Origin of the sequence: Methylopila musalis, from assembly GCF_042679725.1 — a bacterium.
In the GTDB taxonomy this organism is placed as follows: domain Bacteria; phylum Pseudomonadota; class Alphaproteobacteria; order Rhizobiales; family Methylopilaceae; genus Methylopila; species Methylopila musalis.
Genome location: NZ_JBHTMX010000001.1, coordinates 19,965 through 37,600, shown reverse-complemented (window position 1 = coordinate 37,600; position 17,636 = coordinate 19,965). Strand labels below are relative to the sequence as shown.

Sequence of the window (17,636 nt, the reverse complement as noted above, 5' to 3'; positions counted from 1 at the left end):
GCGATTGTACGATGGTCGACCTAACCGAAACGCAGAAGGAAATTCTCCAGGCTGAGGGGCATCAGCTCGTCACCGGCGGTCCCGGTTCGGGGAAAACCACCGTTTCCATCCTCAAGGCGGCGAAGATCGCGCACGAGGATTTGAAGCCTGGTCAGCACATCCTTTTCCTCAGTTTCGCTCGGGCCACCGTTTCCCGCGTTCTTGAGGCGATCGACGAAGAAAGCGCGATTACGCGGGAGGAAAGGCGGCGGATCGAGGTTGATACCTATCACTCCTTTTTTTGGCGTATCCTCAAAACGCATGGCTATCTCGTCGGCTTCCCACGGCGGATGACGATCCTCACGCCTCCGAATGAGGCGATCGCGTTGTCTTCGGTGCGAAGCGGCTACAAGGCAGCCAAGAAGCTGTCGGACGCAGAAAAGGCTGAGAAGCGCGCAAAGGAGGAAGCTGAACGCATTCGTCTGGCGACCGAAGAGGGAAAGGTCTGTTTCGATCTATTCGCAGGCCGCGTAGCGACATTGCTACATGGCTCAGAAAAGGTTCGATCACTCATCTCCACGATGTACCCGTACATCGTCTTGGATGAGTTTCAGGATACCAGTGCCGATCAATGGCGGGTGGTCCAAGCTCTGGGCGCCAGCAGCACGCTGATTGCTCTTGCTGACCCGGAACAACGCATCTTCGATTTCATCGGCGCCGATCCTGAGAGGCTGAACCACTTCACGGCGGCTTTTGCGCCAACGGTTCACGATCTCGCCGGTGACAACCATCGGAGTAAGGGAACCGAGATTGCCCTATTCGGGAACGACATCCTGACGGGGAAATTTCGTCAGAACGACTACAAGGGGATCGATTGCGCGCTGTTCGAGTCGAACCCCAACCAGGCTTATGCCTCATTGGTCGGTCAGGTGTTGCAAGCTCGGAAGCGGTTGATCGAGACTGGTCGGAGCGATTGGTCGTTGGCGGTTCTCGTGCCGACCAAGAAAATGACCCGGATGGTATCGGATATTCTGCGCGAGCCATTTGGCAATATCCCACCGATTTCCCACACCGCCGCCGTCGATATGGAAGGCCCGATCTTGGCTGCCGAGATTATCGCCTTCCTGCTCCAGCAACGCGGGCATGAGAGATGCTTCGACGAATTTGTCGAGCTGATGTGCAGCTATTTTCACGGTCGAGGTGGCACGGCGCCGACCAAGGGCGACATGGACGAGGCGATGCGGTTCCGGAAGGCGCTGTCCAAGTGGAACGAGTGTCTAGCGAAAGGACGGGCAACGCCTGGTAACAGCGTCTTGCAAGGAACCTATGCTGTGCATCAGGCGATCGCCGCACTGACATTCACGGGTGATCCGGATGTAGATTGGATCTCGGTACGCGACGTACTGGATGGTGGGGCCTGTGAGCGGCTGAAAAACGTCGCAAAGGACGTCCGTAATGTCCGTCTGCTTGAGCGCGGTACACAGCTCCGTCAGGGGTTGGCGCAGGACTGGCGTGACGTCGGCTCCTACGGCAACGCCCTTGCGATCACCCGCCAGTCATTTGTTCAGGAGCATTTCGCAACAGCCCACAAGCCTGAATCTGGCGTCGTGGTGATGAACATGCACAAGGCGAAGGGAAAGCAATTCGACGAGGTTGTGATCTTTGAAGGATGGCCAAAACGGTTCAAGGGCGAAGTCGTGGCCAATCCTGATCGGATCGTCTCCGGTAATGTCCATATCGGGGTGATGGCTCAGGCGCGTCAGAATTTTCGGGTCAGCGTCACGCGCGCAAAGGTACGCACGACGATCATGACACCAAGGGATGACGTCTGTGTTTTGCTCAGACCCGAACCGGCGTGATCGAAGCCTCTGGGTATGAAGTGCAAGATGACCACAACTTCTAACCACCTGGAGTCCATGGCGCAGACGCTAGAGGCCACCGGGGATTATCGCATCCTCCGGCGCCTCAAGCTGCGCCCTCGCATCACTCCGCCACCGGGCACGCCGGTGCGCCTCGGCTTGATGGTCGATGTGGAGACGACGGGGCTCGATCCTCAGCGCGACGAGATCATCGAACTCGCCATGACGCCGTTTACCTACGGTCTGGATGGCGCGGTGTTCAGCGTGGAGGAAAGCTTCCAGGGCCTGCGTCAGCCGAGCGAGCCGATCTCGCCGGAAATCACCGCAATCACTGGAATCACGAGCGAAATGGTGGCCGGCAAGGTTATCGATTTTGCCGAGGTCGCCAGATTCGCGGCGCCGGCCTCACTCGTCATCGCGCATAACGCGGCGTTCGACCGCCGCTTTCTTGAGCGTTTCAGCGATGTGTTTTCGACGAAGCCGTGGGCCTGTTCGTTCAGCCAGATCGATTGGGCAGCAGAAGGATTCGAGGGCGCAAAGCTGGGCTATCTCGCTCAGGCCGCTGGCTTCTTCTATGACCGCCACAGGGCGATGAACGACTGCCTCGCGGCGATTGAGCTGCTGGCGATGCGGCTGCCCCGATCCGGCGTTACGGGTCTTAGTCTTCTCCTGGACGGCGCCCGTACCGCCGCTTGGCGCATCTGGGCGGAGAACTCGCCCTTCGACCTCAAGGATGTTCTCAAGGCGCGGGGATACCGCTGGAACGGCGATCCCGGCCCGCAGCCGCGCGCTTGGTACATCGACGTTCCCGAAGTGCAATTCGAGGCCGAACTGCGGTTCTTGAGAACGGAGATCTACCGGTATGAGGCTGATCTGCCGATCCGGCGGATCGACGCCTATGATCGGTTCTCAGACCGTATTTGAGCGCGGCCAAAGGTCAGGCTAACGCTTGCCCCGGCCGTACCCGTTGCCGCCCTCGACGCTCCCCGCCGCTTTCAACATATCTCCGATGGAGCGCCCTCCGATCCGGCAGGTGGCGACCACACGGTCGTAGGACTGGTGGTTCGCGACGCACTCTGCGTTCCGCCCCATGGCGACCCTTTCGAGCGCGGCCTTGGCGGCGGGGCCGGTGGGGGAGTGGAGTTCGGGTGCGTAGAAATCCTCCAGCCGGATTTCCACCCAGTTGGCCACCCCTTGGCCCACCGCTACGCACATGGAGTCGCCGTCGCCGACGTAGACCACCGTGCCGGAGAAGTGTGCGCCACGGTGGAGATAGGACGGCATCGGGCCGCGGTCGGGAATCGCCTTGCAGGGATCGGCTCTGGCTGCTGTTGCCATGGTCAGAGCCCCCAACAACGCTAGGCCGATTGTGATCCGCATGGTCGTGTTCTCACTTCCTTTTTGCGCACGACCGTGCGGTGACAGTCGGCGGCTTTGATGATAGGACTACGTCGTGAAATCGGTGGCATGCACGGATCGAGTCGAATTGTTTCCTGCATGCCGTGCTTGACGATAGTTCCCGAAAGTACGGTTTTTCGGGGTTTCTCGAAAAATCCAACAATATCAAGAGCCAGCCATTTTGCCGGAACGGCTGACGGTATATTGCTGTGAAAAATATTTTTTATGACGCCATTTCAATGCGTTATGCTGACCATCAATAATCGAGTGGGAATGAGCTCCGTCTCGACGTTCGCCGGCGCCTCTGGCGAACATCTTTTCATCCGGGCGCATGTGGGCGCAGCGGGGCCACACACGCGGCGTCCCCTTTAAGGGAGGGGCGCTCTGAGCTGATCCTGCGGTCGGCGCATCCCGCCGAGGCCTATATCGGATGGGTCTCCGGACCGGCGCGGGATCGTAGGCTCGTCGGGGGAGGGGCGTGGCTTCCGCGCGACCTCCACCTCCCCCAAACGCCGTTTAGCGCGCGAAGGTTAGGCGGCTTTCTCGGCGGGGTTTTCCTCGCGCTCCGGCGCGGCGTCGGGCTTCAGCACCACCATGGGCGTGCGCGCCGTCTCGTCGACGCGCACGCTGAAGATGTCCGGCCGCGCGTAGTGTCCGACCGGATCGAAGTCGAGCTTCGCGCCGATGATGTCGTCGATGTCGACGTCGGCCGTCAGCATGCCTTCCTCGTCCACCAGCGGGCCGGCCAGCACGTCGCCGAGCGGCCCCACGATGACCGAGCGGCCGTGCATCATCCAGGCGTCGGGCTCGGCCTCGATGCGGCTGGCGTAGTCCTCGGGGAAGTCCGAGCGGCGCATCACCTGGCACGCGCCGATCACGAAGCAGCGGCCCTCCATCGCCACGTGGCGCATGGTCGAGATCCAGCTCTCGCGGTCGTCCGCGGTCGGCGCGGCCCAGATCTGGACGCCCTTGGCGTAATAGGCCGCGCGCATCAGCGGCATGTAATGCTCCCAGCACACCGCGCCGCCGACGCGCCCGAAGGGCGTGTCCATGGTGGTGAGCGTCGATCCGTCGCCAAACCCCCAGACGAGGCGCTCGGAGCCGGTCGGCATCACCTTGCGGTGCTTGCCGATCTCGCCGGTCGGCGAGAGATAGAGCACGGTGCAATAGAGCGTGCCGCCGTCGCGCTCGATCACGCCGACCACGGCGTGGATGTCGAGCCGGGCGCAGGCCTGCGAGAGCGCGGTCGTTTCGGGGCCCGGCACGGTGATCGCGCCCTTGACGTAGCGGGCGAAGTCCGCGCGGCCCTCGGGCGTGCGGCGGCCGATGCTGCAGCCGAAGTCGAGCCCTTTCGGATAGCCGCCGATGAAGGCCTCCGGGAACACCGCGAGCGAGACGCCCTTCGCGGCGGCCTCGGTCAGAAGTCCGATCGTACGCGCCGTGGCGGCCGCGGCGTCGAAGGGAACGGTGGACGCCTGAACGGCCGCGACCTTCACCTTGGTCATGATTTTTGTGTCTCTCGGATGGAAAGGGACAGGTCGGACGCGGCCCCGGACCAGACGGGCCGGGACAGGTCGAAGACGTCGCGCGTCCGCAGATAGGCGGTCGGTCCGTGCATGCGGGCCACGAGGTCGAGCGCCGCGTGGTCGACGCGCGGCCGCGCCGGATCGCCCGTCAGGACGCGGGTCGCGAAATGGGCGCGCAGCACCTCGCCGACGAGGAGCCACTGGCCGGGGCCGGTCTCGTGCTCGTGGATCAGCCGGCATTCGAACGCCACCGGCGACGCGGCGATGCGCGGCGGCCGCACGGCGACGCTCGCGATCGTCCGGAGCCCGGCGAGGTCGAGCTCGTCCACGTCGGGCGGCGCGTCGACGCTGGTGGCGTTCATCGCCTCGGCGAGCGCGAACGGCGCGAGGTTCACCACGAACTCGCCGGTCGCGAGGATGTTGGCCGCCGTGTCCTTGGGCCGTCCGGGGCGCGCGAGCACGCCGAGCGCGACCACCGGGCGCTCCGAGCCGAACACGTTGAAGAACGAGTAGGGCGCGGCGTTGACGGTCCCGTCCGCGGCTTGCGTGACCACCCAGGCGATCGGCCGGGGCAGGATCGCCGCGGTCAGCAGCCGGTATCGGTCCTCCGCCGGCATCGCCGAGAAATCGAAGGTCCGCGTGGCGTCCGGCGCCTCGCTGGAGGGCGCCGGATCGGGCGGAGGTGCGGTCGGTGCGCTCATTGCGTGTTCGGTCCGGCGAGGGCCCGCGCCCTCGCCGGAACTCGCCTCCGCTCAGCCGAGGATCTTCACGGACGCCGGATCGAAGTTCGCCGCGGCCAGCGCCGCGTCCACCTTGGCCGCGATCGTGGTGTCGACGAACTTCGCCACATCGGGAAGACGCGGCAGCAGCTTGGCCTCGACGCCCCATTTGGCGAGCGTTCCCATCCGGGCGATCTGGTCCGGCGAGAGCGCCGCCTTGATGTCGGTCACGGCCTTGGCGCTCCAGGCGGGGTCGTAGCTCGAGGCCTTCTGGAGCACCGGCTCGGGAATGTTCTTCGCAGGCTCCAGCGAGCGGAACCAGCCGTTGACCAGATCGTGGTTCTGGCTGGCGAAGAACAGCGCCTCGGAGCTTGCGCGCAAGTAGCGCTCCACCACCTCGGGGCGGTCCTTGAAGAAGCGGTTGTTCGCGGTCAGCACGATCACCGGCGTGAGGTTCTGCGAGACCACCTTCGCGTGGCCGGAGTTTTCGAAGAAGCTGACGAACGGGTCGTAGGTGAAGAAGGCGTCGATGCGCTGGGCGCCGACGGCGTCCGCGAGTTCGGCCGGGCCGACGTTCACGAAGGTCATGTCGGTTCCGGGCTTCAGCCCCGCGCCGATCACCGCCTCCTGCGCGTTCTGGAACGCGGTGATGCCGAAGGTGCCGTAAACCTGCTTGCCCCTGAGGCCGGCGAGGTCCGTGATCCCGGACGTCTTGGTCGCGAGCACGGCGGAGCGGAACCTAGCCTGCGACGCGATGGTGGTGACCGGCGCGCCGACCGCCATGGTGGTGACGGCGGCGAAGTCCGACAGCGTGCCCACGTCGGCGGCGTTCGAGACGATCGCCTCGTTCACGGCCGGCGAGGCGTTGAGCTGGATCATCTCCATCTTGAGCCCGTTCCGGGCGGCGATGTCGGTGCGCTTCAGCACATGCGCGATCTGGGCCGAGACGGTGGTGGTGTTGAACCAGCCCATCCGGACCACGTCGGTCGAGCCTTGAGCCCGGACGAGCGCGGGCATGCCGAGCGCGGCGGAGCCGACGAGGCCGGCCGACAGCTGGCCGAAGCGACGGCGAGACAGCATCACGGTCACTTTATTCCCCCTTTTGCCATTCAGGCTTCAGCGTCTCCCACAGCGCGTTCACGGTGGAGACGAACCACGGATCGGAGCGCATTTCGGCGGTGCGGGGCCGGGGCAGCGGCACGAGGACCTCCTCGCGCACGCGGCCCGGACGCGGGCTCATCACCACCACGCGGTCGGCCAGGAACACCGCCTCGTCGATGCCGTGGGTCACGAACACCACGGTCTTCTTCGTCTCCGACGAGATGCGGGCGATCTCCTCCTGCAGCAACACGCGCGTCTGGGCGTCGAGCGCGCCGAACGGCTCGTCCATGAGCAGGATGTCGGGATCGGGCGCGAGCGCGCGGGCGATCGCCGCGCGCTGCTTCATGCCGCCGGAGATCTGGTGCGGGAACTTGTCCTCGAAGCCGGTCAGCCGGACCGTGTCGATCAGCCCGCGCGCGATCTCGGCCCGCCGCGCTTTCGGCAACCCCTTGGCCTTCAGGCCGAACTCGACGTTCTGCTGGACGGTCATCCAGCCGAACAGCGCGTAGTCCTGGAACACGACGGTGCGGGACGGATCGGGCTTCACGATCGGGCGGCCGTTCTGGAGCAGCTGTCCGCTCGACGCCGACTGGAAGCCGGCGATGATGTTGAGCAGGGTCGACTTGCCGCAGCCGGACGGGCCGAGCAGCGACACGAACTCGCCGCGCCGGATGCTGAGGGTGACGCCGTCGAGCGCGATCACCGGGTGGTCGGAGCCGGCCCCGTAGACCTTGCCGACGTTGCGGATGTCGATCTGGGTCTCCGTGGGCTCCGCGTCGGGCCCGGCGGGCGGCGTCAGAAGGGCGGTGCGTGCTGCTGCGGCCATGGTCTCGCGGTCCCTGTTCAGTTGCGCTCGGAGGGGGCCCAGGCGTTCACCCGGCGCTCGATCGTTTCGAGGACCGCCGACATCGCGAAGCCCACCAGGCCGATCGCCACCATGCCGGCCACGACGTTGTTGATCTGGAACAGCATGCGGGACTGCTGGATCAGGTAGCCGAGCCCGGTCTGGGCGGCGATCAGCTCGGCCGTCACCACGCACATCCAGCCGACGCCGAGCGCGATCCGGAGGCCCGGCAGAATGATCGGCAGCGAGGCGGGGATCAGCACGTCGGTGAAGAGCTGCCAGGGCGTGGCGCCGAGGCAGAGCGCGGCGTTCATCTGGTTGCGGTCGAGGCCCCGCACGGCCGTGTAGGTGGCCACGAAGGCCGGGAACACCGCGCCCAGGAAGACGAGGAAGTAGGAGGCCGAGTCGCCGAGGCCGAACCAGAGGATGGTGATCGGGATCCAGGCGAGCGGCGGGATCGGGCGAAGCGCCTCGACCACCGGCCGGACGAAATCGGCGACCGCGCGCCACCAGCCGCAGACGAGACCGAGGCTTATGCCGACGACGCAGGCGATGACGAAGCCGATCGCGACCCGCTGCAGGCTGGCGCCGAGATGGATCCAGAGCGAGCCGTCGAGCGCCATCTCCCAGAGCGCGCCCGCGACGGCGACCGGCGACGGCAGCAGAAAGCCGTCGATGATCCCGAGGCTGGTCAGCGCCTGCCAGAACGCGAAGAACGCCGCGAGGCCGAGCCCCGCGCGCACGGACCGGTCGGCGAGCAGGAGCGGGAGCAGGCGTCGTTTCGAGCGGCCGGGGGAAGCGGACGGCGCCGCGATCTCCGCCTTCAGTTCCATGAGCATGTCCGATCCCACTGGTCCGCGCCGTTCGCCCGAGAGGCGCAGCGCATGTGGCTGATGCTCAAGTCATGAAAGTGTCGGTCAAAACCGTCAATCTCAAAATGACGCCATGACTGGCTAGTCCGTAATCATGATGTTGTAAATTGAGTGGTTATGGGCGGCGGGTCTGCTCAAAATTTCATCCCATGGCGTGAGTTGTGTCGGAGTAATCCGACAGATGGACGCGCGCGGTGATATCGGACATGTTGCGCCGCGGTCGACAGAGCGGGGACGCGGGTGGATCTTGAGGAAAAGCTGGCCCGGATCGGCGTGTCGGGCACGCTCTACAAGCTGTACGTGGCCGCCATCGGCCTAGGCGGAGGCTCGGTCTCGGAGGTCGCGGCGCGCGCCGGCATGGCGCGCACCACGGCGCATGACGGGCTCGCCAAGCTGGAGGCGGAGGGGCTGATCCGCTTCGTCGACCACGGCAAGCGGCGCTTCGTCGTCGCGCAGGATCCCGGCATCCTGCTGGAGCGGGCGGAGGCCCGCCGGCAGATGCTCGAGGACGTCATGCCGACGCTCCGCTCGATGTACCACCATGAGAACGGCCAGCCGAACGTCCGCTTCCATCCGGGCCCGGAGGGCATCCGGACCGCGCTCTGGGACACGCTGGCGGGCGAGCAGAAGGAGCTCCGCGCGACGCTGTCGATGCGCGAGCTGATGGCGGAGCCCGGGCTCGAGGAGATGGAGCGCTTCCTGAAGGAGCGCGCCCGCCGCGGCATCTGGCTGCGCGTCATCCGCTCGGTGGAGCGGGACATCGTGCCGATCTGGCCGTCGAGCGTGGAGGAGAAGCGCGAGCTGCGCTACGCGCCCGCCGCCCACAAGCTGGCGATGACCTGCTTCATCTACGGCGCCAAGGTCTGCGTGATCTCCTCGGCGCGGGAGAGCTACGGCCTCATCCTCGAGAGCGCCGAGTTCGCGGCGTTCCAGGCCGCGATGTTCGACGCCATGTGGAGCATCAGCACGCCCGCGGCCGGGTAACCGACGGCCGTCCTCGTCGACCCGCCGTTCCCTTGGCCTCGCCGCGTCACGCCAGCAGGGAGGCGGCGGCGGTCTGGGCGATGGCCTCGTCGGCCTCCACCGTCGCGCCTGCGACGCCGATCGCGCCGATCACCGCGCCGGCTTTGTCGCGCAGCACCACGCCGCCGCCGAAGCTGATGAGGCCGCCATGGGTGTGCTCGAGGGTGTAGATCGCGCCGCCGGGCTGGGCCGCCTGTCCGAGCCGGAGGCTGTCGGTCTGGAACAGCGCGGCGGTGCGCGCCTTCTTCTGGCTGACCTCGATCGGACCGAGAGCCACGCCGTCCAGCCGGGCGAAGGCCACGGGATAGGCGGCCGCGTCGAGGATCCAGACGGCGACGGAGAAGCCGCCCTTCTCGGCCTCGGCCCCGGCGACGGCGATGAGCGATTGGGCGGTCGCGATGTTCATGCGTGCGTCCTCGATCCGAAAGAAAGCAAGCCGGAACACTATTCGGGACGCGCCGGAACGGAACACGCGATGTCCGGAAACGCGAAATGTTCAGCGATGCTGAACGCGCCGTCACCGCGTCTGTTCGGCTTCTTTCATCATCATCCAGGCGATGTCGGTGAGCGTGTCGCGCGGCAGGCGGGCGGAGGGCCCGCTGAGGCCGAGGGCGGCGCGAACCTCGCCGTTCTCCCGCCAGGGCACGGCGACGCAGTGACGTCCCGGCTGATGGGTTTCGAGGTCGAGCGCGAAGCCGACGCGCTCGACCTGCGCGATCTGCGCCCGGATGTCGGGCCCGAGCGCCTCGGCGCGGGTGGCGAGCACGCGCGCGCCGAGGCCTGGCATGAAGGCGAGAAAGACGAGGCCGATCGCCGAGCCTTCCAGGCGCTCGCGCTGGCCGATCGGGCAAGCGGCGCGCAAGGGCCGCCCGGCTTCGATCACGTCCAGATAACAGGTCTCGTCCCCGCTCGGCGCGGCGAGATGGACCGTCTCGCCGGTCCGTCGCGCGATCGCCTCCAGCGCCGGACGCAGGCGCGCGCGGAGAGCGCCGTCGTCGCCGGCGATGCGGGCGAGGTTCAGGATGCGCCCGCCCAGATGATAGCGCGCGTCGCCGACGCGGCGGCGGACATAGCCCAGCCCGTCCAGCGTCTTGAGGATGTTGTGCGCGGTCGTCTTGCCGAGGCCCGCCTGCTCGGCGACCTGCTTGAGCGAGGCCGCGCCGCCCTCGCGGGCGATGATCTCCAGGATGGCGACGGCGCGTTCGATCGACTGGATCACGGCGCGTGTCTTCCCCCGATGGCGTCGGCCAGGAAGTCGACGAAGGCCCGGATGCGGGCGGCGAGATGCTCGTGGCCCACATAGACCGCGTGGATGAGTTCGATGTCGTCGGCGTTGTGGTCTTCCAGCAGCGCCACGAGCCGGCCTTCCGCGATGTCCTTCGCCACATGGAACCCGCCGAGCCGGGCGATCCCCACGCCGTCGAGCGCGAACCGACGCAGGATCACGCCGCTGTCGCCGTGGGCGTTGCCGGTGACGACGCGGGTGGACGGCTCGCCGGTCTTCGGATCGCGGAACGGCCATTCGTCGAGGCTGCGCCGGAAGTTGAAGCGCAGGCAGTTGTGGCCGTCGAGGTCCTGCGGCCGCGTCGGGACGCCGTGCGCCTCCAGATAGGCCGGCGACGCCACGATGACGCGGCGGCTTTCCAGCAGCTTGCGCGCCTTGAGCGCGGAATCCCGTAACGGGCCGGAGCGGATCGCCACGTCGGTGCGCTCGTCCACCAGATCGATCACCGTGTCGGTCAGGGACACGTCGAGCTCGACCTGCGGATAAAGCGTCAGGAAACGCGGCGCCAGCGGCAGCAGGCAGCATTCGCCGAAGGCGACTGACGCGCTGATGCGGAGCTTGCCGCGCGGGGCGACGTCCGCGCCGGTGGCGATCAGCCGTTCGGTCTCGTCGATGTCGGCGAGGATGCGCCGCGCCCGCTCCAGATAGAGCGCGCCCTCCGCCGTAAGCTGGAGCGTGCGGGTGGAACGGACGAACAGCGGCGTGCCAAGCCGGTCCTCGATGCGGGTGACCAGCTTGCTGACGGCGGAGGGCGACAGGTGGAGCTTGCGGCCCGCCGCCGAGAAACTCGCGCTTTCGGCGGCGGCGACGAACACGCCCATCTCGCCGGAACGGCTGTCCATCCTGCGTCCTTTGAATTTGGTTCAAAGGCATTTTTACATAATGCCATGTTCATTCTCAAGTCGCGCCGCGGCATCCTGCATGTCCGATCGGGCCGCGCCGCGCGGCCGAAGGATCTCCACGCCATCCGCCTCGCATCCGGCGGTGGGAGGACGACGCATGCCCCTCGCGCTCTACGCTCTGACGATCGCCGCCTATGCGATCGGCGTCACCGAATTCGTGATCGTCGGCCTGCTGCCGACCGTGGCCGGCGATCTGGGCGTCAGCCTGCCGCAGGCCGGCCTGATCGTGTCGGTGTATGCGCTCGGCGTCACCTTCGGGGCTCCGATCCTCACGGCGCTGACGGGGCGTGTCGAGCGCAAGCCGCTGCTGCTCGGCCTGATGCTGCTGTTCATCGTCGGCAACACGCTGGCGGCGCTGAGCCCCACCTATGCGGTCCTGCTCGTCGCCCGCGTGCTGTCGGCCTTCGCCCATGGCGTCTTCTTCGCCGTCGGCGCGACCATCGCCGCCGATCTGGCGCCGGAGGACCGCCGCGCCTCGGCCATCGCCATGATGTTCATGGGGCTGACGGTCGCCATCGTCACCGGCGTTCCGCTCGGCGCCTTCGTCGGCCAGACCTTCGGCTGGCGCGTCACCTTCTGGGGCGTCGCGGGGCTTGGCGTGGTGGCCTTTATCGGCATCGCCGCGCTGCTGCCGAAGACCCTCCGCAAGGCGCCGCCGGCCTCGCTGCTCGATCAGGCCCGCGTGCTCGGCTCGGGGCGGCTGCTGCTGGTCTTCGCCATGACCGCGCTCGGCTATGGCGGCACGTTCGTCGCCTTCACCTATCTCGCCACGATCCTCGAAGACATCACCGGCTTCGCCGCCGGCCATGTCAGCCTGATCCTGATCCTCTACGGCGCGGCCATCGCGGCCGGCAATCTTCTGGGCGGGCGCATCGCCGACCGCGATCCGGTCCGGACGCTGACCTGGCTGTTCGCCGCGCAGGCGGCGGTGCTGGTGGCCTTCACCTTCACGGCGGGCGCGGCCGTTCCCGCGCTGGTCACGCTCGCCGCGCTCGGCTTCCTGTCCTTCGCCAACGTGCCGGGGCTCCAGCTCTATGTCGTCCAGCTCGCGAAGCGCCATCGACCCGGCGCGGTGGATGTGGCCTCGGCGCTGAACATCGCGGCGTTCAACCTCGGCATCGCGCTCGGCGCATGGATCGGCGGCCTCGTCGTCGGCTCCAGCCTCGGCCTCGGCGCGACGCCCTGGGTCGGCGGGATCATGGTCGCGGGCGCGCTCGTGCTGACGCGCCTGAGCGGGGCGCTCGACGGCCGCGCGGCCGCGGCCGAACTGCGCGCCGCGTGACGACCTGACGCTCGGGATCGAGCCGCCGCCCGACGCCGGCGGACCAGCCTCTGACCGCGATTTCCCGCCCGCTTTCGGCGCGACGGCGACGTCCCGCCCCAGCCTTCAACAAGGACCATGTCGATGAGTGACCTGTTCGCCCCGTTCGCGCGCGGCGGTCTTTCGCTGCGCAACCGCGTCGCCATGGCGCCGATGACCCGTTCGCGCAATCCAGACGGCGTCCCCAACGACCTCAACGCGCTCTACTACGCCCAGCGCGCGGAGGCGGGCCTCATCGTCACCGAAGGCGTGTCCATCTCCGCGACGGCCGAAGGCTTCCTGTTCATCCCCGGCCTGTACACGCCCAAGCAGACGGCGGGCTGGCGCAGGGTCATGGACGCCGTCCACGCTAAGGGCGGGACCATCTTCGCCCAGCTCTGGCATGTCGGCCGCGTCAGCCACGTGTCGAACCAGCCCGGTGGTCTCGCCCCCGTCAGCTCCACCGGCCGGATCGCGAGGAACGCGCAGGCCTGGGGGCGGACCGCCGACGGCCGGCCCGGCCCGGTCGACGTCTCACCGCCGCGCGCGCTCACGACCGGCGAGGTCTACGGCGTCATCGCCGACTTCGCGGACGCCGCCGCCAACGCCGTCTCGGCCGGGTTCGACGGCGTCGAGCTGCATGGCGCGAACGGCTACCTGATCGAGCAGTTCCTCAATCCGACCGTCAACGACCGCGCCGACGCGTTCCGGGGCGACACGCTGGAGGGCCGCGTCCGCTTTGCCCTCGCCGCGATCGACGCCGTCATCGCCCGCATCGGAGCGCGGAGGACGGCCATTCGCCTGTCCCCTTACGGCCGCCTGTTCGACATGGCGCATTACCCGGAGATGGACGAGACCTATCTCCATCTCGCGAGCGAGCTCTCGAAGCGTGATCTCGCCTATGTCCACCTGATGGACCAGACCTCGCGCGGCGCTTCGGGGTTTCCGGCCGAGTTCCTCGCGGCGTTCCGCGCGCGCTACGACGGCGTCCTGATCCTGGCGGGCGGCATGACCCGCGAGAGCGCCGAACGGCTCATCGCCGAGAACCTGATCGACATCGCCGCCTTCGGCGAGCCCTTCATCGCCAATCCCGATCTCGTCGCCCGCCTGCGCAACCGATGGCCGCTCGCGCGCGCCGAGCGCGACGCCCACTACGGCGGCGACGCCCGCGGCTACACCGACTTTCCCGACTTCGACCCCGGGGAAGCCGTCGCGAGCCCGAGAGGCCGATGAGCGCGTCCCGCCGCGCCGCGCTCCTGTCCATGATGGTCGGGGCGTTCGCCATCGGCTCCACCGAATATGCGAGCGTCGGGGTGCTTCCCGAGATCGCGGAGGATTTCGGGGTCAGCCTGTCCCGGGCGGGACTGGTCGTCAGCGGCTACGCGCTCGGGGTCAGCTTCGGCTCGCCGGTCCTCGCAGCCCTCACGGGAGGCCTGTCGCGCAGGACGCTGATGCTGGCCGTGATGGCGCTGTTCGTGGTCGCCAACGCCGCCGCCGCGGCGAGCGCGAGCTACGAGGCCCTCATCGTCGCGCGCGTGATCTCGGCCCTGCCGCACGGCGTGTTCTTCGGCGTCGGCGCGGCCATCGCCGCGAGCTTCGTGCCGGAGGACCGGAGAGTCTCGGCGGTCGCGATCGTGTTCGGCGGCCTGACGGCCGCGGTCGCGGCCGGGGCGCCGATCGCGACCGTCATCGGCCAGCGGTTCGGCTGGCCGACGACCTATTGGTTCGTCGCCGCCATCGGCCTCGTCTCCCTGATCGCCATGGCCGCGACGCTGCCCCGCAAGATCGACGTCGCGCCGGCCGGAAGCCTTGCCGAACAGGCGAGGGCGCTCGGCAGCGGACGCCTGCTGATCGCCTTCGGCATGAACTTCTGCGCCTGGGGCGGCGCCTTCGTCGCCTTCGCCTATCTCCCCAGCATCCTCGCGGAGATCACCGGCTTCGGCCCCGGCGGCGTGGCGTGGATGCTGGCGCTCTACGGGGCCTCGGTTGTCGTGGGCAATGTCCTCGGCGGGCGGGTCTCCGACCGGAGGCTCGTGTCCACGCTGGCGCTGATGCTCGGCGCGCAGGCGCTGGCGCTGCTGGTCTTCACCTTCACCGCGCCGTCGACGATCGGCGCGGTCCTGACGCTCGGCGCGCTCGGCGCCCTCATGTTCTGCAACGTTCCGGGTCTCGCGCTCTACGTGGTGCGGCTCGCCCTGCGTCATCGGCCCGGAAGCGTGGACCTCGCGTCGACCCTCAACGTGTCGGCGGCGAACGCCGGCATCGCGGTCGGCGCGATCATCGGCGGGCTGGTGGCGGACTCAGCGCTTGGCCTCGGCGCGACGCCGTGGGTCGGCGCGCTCATGGTCGCGGTCGGCCTGCTGCTGACCGTGTGGAGCGGCTGGCTCGACCGGCGCGACGAGGCCTCCTGTCCGGGCGGCCGCTCCTAGAGGCGCTCGGGCGCGATCTTGCCTTCAGCCTCGCCGCCTCCAACCCGTGATCCTCGGCGCTTAACGCGTGGGGCGAGGCTCATGTGGAGCGCTCCGGCGGCGCGGATGTGCGCGGGGCCGCCGAAAGGGCGTGAAGCCGTGCGCGCGTGCGGCCCAGGCCGCCACGAACGCGGCGACGAGCAGCGCCAGCGCGCACCACGGGAAGGCGGCGACGCCGACCGTCTCGAGCAGCAGGCCGCCCCCGACGCCGCCGCCCGCGATGGCGATGTTCCAGACGGTGACGATCATGGACTGCGCCACGTCGGTCGCCTCGCCCGACGTCTTGGCCGACGCGGTCTGGAACAACGTGGCCGCGCCGCCGAAGGCGAACCCCCACAGCGCGACGGACGCGTAGACGACGGCGGGCGAGCCGCCCGCGATCCCGAGCGCCAGCGCGGACAGGCCGAACAGCGCGATGCTCGCCAGCGCCAGCTCGCGCAGCCAGCGGTCGATCAGCGCGCCGACGATCCAGAGGCCGGGTAGCGCCGCCGCGCCGAACACCAGCAGCGCCGCGTCGACGCGCCCGGCCATGCCGGCGGGAGCGAGGAAGGGCGCGATGTAGGTGTAGAGAATGTTGTGGGCGAGCACATAGGCGAACGTCACGAACAGCACCGGCCGGACGCCCGGCAGGGTGAAGACCGTCCGAAGCGAAAAGCCCTCGCCGCGTTTCTGGCCGGGGAAGTCGGGCGCCTTGGCGAGGACCCAAAAGACGAGGATGACGGTCAGCGCGCTCATCAGGCCGAAGGTGACGCGCCAGCCGAGCGTCGCGCCGAGGAAGGCGCCGGCCGGGACGCCGAGCGAGAGCGCGAACGGCGCGCCCGCCATGGCGATGGCGATGGCGCGGCCCTTCAGCGGTCCGGGCGCCATGCGCGCGGCATAGCCGGCGACCAGCGCCCACAGCAGGCCTGCGAACACGCCCGCGAAGAAGCGGGCGACGAGCGTGATCGCGTAGGTGTCGGAGACGGCCGTCACCGTGTTGACGACGGCGAAGCCGCCGATGGCGATCAGCAGCAGCGGCCGCCGCCGCCATGTTTGCGTGGCGGCGGTGAGCGGAATGGCCGCGACGAGAGAGCCGACCGCGTAGACGGTGACGAGCTGGCCGACCAGCGCCTCGGAGACTGCGAGGCCCTCGGCCATCTGCGGCAGGAGACCCGCCGGCAGCGCCTCGGTCATGACGGTGATGAAGGCCGCCATGGCGAGCGCCAGCAGCGCGGCGAGGGGAAGCCGGTCGCCCCGTTCGAGGGAGGGCGTGTCGTCGCGTGTCGTCGTCGTGGTGGTGGTCATGGGTCCGCCCTGATCTTTGTCTGGCACGGCCGTGACCGGTGGACTGGACCATCCGGAACGGCCCGCGCGATCCGCCGGTCACGGCGGTGTCCGAAGGCTAGGCGGGCTTTGCTTTTTGGATAACAGAGCTACAGTTCCAAAGACTCATGACGGAACTGTCAGCAATGGACCCGCCGCGGATGGACAGGCTCGGATCGCTCAACGCCTTCGTTCAGGCGGCGGAGACGCGCAGCTTCACTGCCGCCGGGCAAAAGCTCGGCGTGTCGTCGTCGGCGATCAGCAAGGCGGTGGCTCGGCTGGAGCAGCGGCTCGGCGTGCGCTTGTTCCATCGCTCGACGCGCGTCGTCACGCTGACGCCGGAGGGCGCGCTGTTCCTCGAACGCTGCCGGCGCGTCTTCTGCGAGATCGAGGCGGCGGAGCTGGAGCTGTCGCAGACCCGCGACGCGCCGCGCGGCCGGTTGCGGGTGAGCCTGCCGCTGGTCGGCATGCTGATGATGCCGACGCTCGCCGGCTTCATGCGGGCGTGGCCCGAGATCGAACTCGATCTGGATTTCAGCGATCGGCTGGTGGACGTGATCGCGGAAGGCTTCGACGCCGTGGTGCGCACGGGCGAGGTCAGCGACTCGCGGCTGATGACCCGCAGGCTCGGCGCGTTCCGCTACAAGCTGGTGGGCTCGCCGGCATACTTCGCGGAGCACGGCGCGCCGGAGACGCCGGCCGATCTGGCGGCCCATCGCGGCCTGCGCCATCTCTATCCGAGCACCTGCCGGATCGAGGACTGGCCGCTGCACGGCGAGGGCGGCTCCGCGCCCGCCGACATCCCCACCGCCGCCGTCGCCAGCGTCATGGAGCCGCTGATCTATCTGGCCGAACAGGGGCTCGGCCTCGTCTGCCTGCCGGATTTCGCGATCCGCGATCAGCTGGAGCGGGGAACGCTGGCGAGCGTGCTCGACGATGCGGTCCGGCACTCGGTCACGTTCCGCATCCTCTGGCCGTCCAGCCGCCACCTCTCGCCCAAGCTCCGCGCCTTCGTGGACTTCATGGGGGAGAACGCCTTCACGCCCCCGTAGACCGAT

17 protein-coding genes are annotated in these 17,636 nt (G+C 68.2%); 7 read left to right on the top strand and 10 right to left on the bottom strand.

The features are described from left to right. Nucleotides 1-11: 11 nt before the first annotated feature. Together ACFQ4O_RS00180 and ACFQ4O_RS00175 are read left to right on the top strand one after the other, a co-directional pair. The gene (locus tag ACFQ4O_RS00180) at nt 12-1,838 is read left to right on the top strand and encodes a UvrD-helicase domain-containing protein (RefSeq protein WP_378773544.1); all 1,827 of its coding nucleotides are present in this window, start codon (nt 12-14) and stop codon (nt 1,836-1,838) included. Nucleotides 1,839-1,865: 27 nt separating this feature from the next. Then, nucleotides 1,866-2,762, top strand: a complete 897-nt coding sequence (locus ACFQ4O_RS00175; RefSeq protein ID WP_378773542.1) for a 3'-5' exonuclease — start codon at nt 1,866-1,868, stop codon at nt 2,760-2,762. Between the two features lie 18 nt (nt 2,763-2,780). Here ACFQ4O_RS00175 and ACFQ4O_RS00170 read toward each other — a convergent pair whose 3' ends face one another. The 6 genes from ACFQ4O_RS00170 to ACFQ4O_RS00145 all read right to left on the bottom strand — a co-directional run bounded on the left by ACFQ4O_RS00170 (nt 2,781) and on the right by ACFQ4O_RS00145 (nt 8,265). Further along, nucleotides 2,781-3,218, bottom strand: a complete 438-nt coding sequence (locus tag ACFQ4O_RS00170) for a thermonuclease family protein (protein ID WP_378773541.1) — start codon at nt 3,216-3,218, stop codon at nt 2,781-2,783. 548 nt (nt 3,219-3,766) lie between these two features. Then, nucleotides 3,767-4,741, bottom strand: a complete 975-nt coding sequence (locus ACFQ4O_RS00165) for a carbon-nitrogen hydrolase family protein (RefSeq protein ID WP_378773539.1) — start codon at nt 4,739-4,741, stop codon at nt 3,767-3,769. Next, the gene (locus ACFQ4O_RS00160) at nt 4,738-5,379 is read right to left on the bottom strand and encodes a flavin reductase family protein (RefSeq protein WP_378773641.1); all 642 of its coding nucleotides are present in this window, start codon (nt 5,377-5,379) and stop codon (nt 4,738-4,740) included. The genes ACFQ4O_RS00165 and ACFQ4O_RS00160 overlap by 4 nt, the downstream gene beginning before the upstream one ends. 135 nt (nt 5,380-5,514) lie before the next feature. Beyond that, nucleotides 5,515-6,561, bottom strand: coding sequence for an ABC transporter substrate-binding protein (locus ACFQ4O_RS00155; RefSeq protein WP_378773538.1), 1,047 nt, complete (start codon nt 6,559-6,561; stop codon nt 5,515-5,517). A 10-nt stretch (nt 6,562-6,571) separates the two neighbouring features. After that, nucleotides 6,572-7,408, bottom strand: a complete 837-nt coding sequence (locus ACFQ4O_RS00150; protein ID WP_378773536.1) for an ABC transporter ATP-binding protein — start codon at nt 7,406-7,408, stop codon at nt 6,572-6,574. Nucleotides 7,409-7,425: 17 nt separating this feature from the next. Beyond that, the gene (locus ACFQ4O_RS00145) at nt 7,426-8,265 is read right to left on the bottom strand and encodes an ABC transporter permease (protein WP_378773534.1); all 840 of its coding nucleotides are present in this window, start codon (nt 8,263-8,265) and stop codon (nt 7,426-7,428) included. Between the two features lie 273 nt (nt 8,266-8,538). Between ACFQ4O_RS00145 and ACFQ4O_RS00140 the strand changes: the two genes are divergently transcribed. After that, nucleotides 8,539-9,282, top strand: coding sequence for a TrmB family transcriptional regulator (locus ACFQ4O_RS00140; protein ID WP_378773533.1), 744 nt, complete (start codon nt 8,539-8,541; stop codon nt 9,280-9,282). A gap of 46 nt (nt 9,283-9,328) precedes the next feature. Here the strand turns inward: ACFQ4O_RS00140 and ACFQ4O_RS00135 are convergent, their stop codons facing one another. From ACFQ4O_RS00135 to ACFQ4O_RS00125, 3 genes are all read right to left on the bottom strand, one after another. Beyond that, complete coding sequence (locus ACFQ4O_RS00135) at nt 9,329-9,727, bottom strand: GlcG/HbpS family heme-binding protein (protein WP_378773532.1); 399 nt, start codon at nt 9,725-9,727, stop codon at nt 9,329-9,331. A 111-nt stretch (nt 9,728-9,838) separates the two neighbouring features. After that, entirely contained in the window at nt 9,839-10,540 is a 702-nt protein-coding gene (locus tag ACFQ4O_RS00130) for an IclR family transcriptional regulator (RefSeq protein WP_378773531.1), read from the bottom strand. Next, nucleotides 10,537-11,448 carry a LysR substrate-binding domain-containing protein gene (locus ACFQ4O_RS00125; RefSeq protein ID WP_378773530.1) on the bottom strand — a complete coding sequence of 304 codons (912 nt, stop codon included), beginning with the start codon at nt 11,446-11,448 and terminating at the stop codon, nt 10,537-10,539. Before ACFQ4O_RS00125 ends, ACFQ4O_RS00130 begins: the two co-directional genes overlap by 4 nt. Nucleotides 11,449-11,605: 157 nt before the next feature. Here ACFQ4O_RS00125 and ACFQ4O_RS00120 point away from each other — a divergent pair, with 157 nt between their 5' ends. The 3 genes from ACFQ4O_RS00120 (at nt 11,606) to ACFQ4O_RS00110 (ending at nt 15,237) form a co-directional block, all read left to right on the top strand. After that, nucleotides 11,606-12,790 carry an MFS transporter gene (locus tag ACFQ4O_RS00120; RefSeq protein ID WP_378773529.1) on the top strand — a complete coding sequence of 395 codons (1,185 nt, stop codon included), beginning with the start codon at nt 11,606-11,608 and terminating at the stop codon, nt 12,788-12,790. A 123-nt stretch (nt 12,791-12,913) separates the two neighbouring features. Beyond that, nucleotides 12,914-14,041, top strand: coding sequence for an alkene reductase (locus tag ACFQ4O_RS00115; RefSeq protein ID WP_378773528.1), 1,128 nt, complete (start codon nt 12,914-12,916; stop codon nt 14,039-14,041). Beyond that, nucleotides 14,038-15,237 (top strand): MFS transporter, encoded by a 1,200-nt coding sequence (locus ACFQ4O_RS00110; RefSeq protein WP_378773527.1) that lies wholly within the window; start codon nt 14,038-14,040, stop codon nt 15,235-15,237. Before ACFQ4O_RS00115 ends, ACFQ4O_RS00110 begins: the two co-directional genes overlap by 4 nt. 60 nt (nt 15,238-15,297) lie before the next feature. Here ACFQ4O_RS00110 and ACFQ4O_RS00105 read toward each other — a convergent pair whose 3' ends face one another. After that, a complete protein-coding gene (locus ACFQ4O_RS00105; protein WP_378773525.1) occupies nt 15,298-16,560 on the bottom strand; it encodes an MFS transporter in 1,263 nt (420 codons plus the stop codon). Nucleotides 16,561-16,739: 179 nt separating this feature from the next. Between ACFQ4O_RS00105 and ACFQ4O_RS00100 the strand changes: the two genes are divergently transcribed. Then, complete coding sequence (locus tag ACFQ4O_RS00100; protein ID WP_378773523.1) at nt 16,740-17,630, top strand: LysR family transcriptional regulator; 891 nt, start codon at nt 16,740-16,742, stop codon at nt 17,628-17,630. The last annotated feature ends 6 nt before the right edge of the window (nt 17,631-17,636 follow it).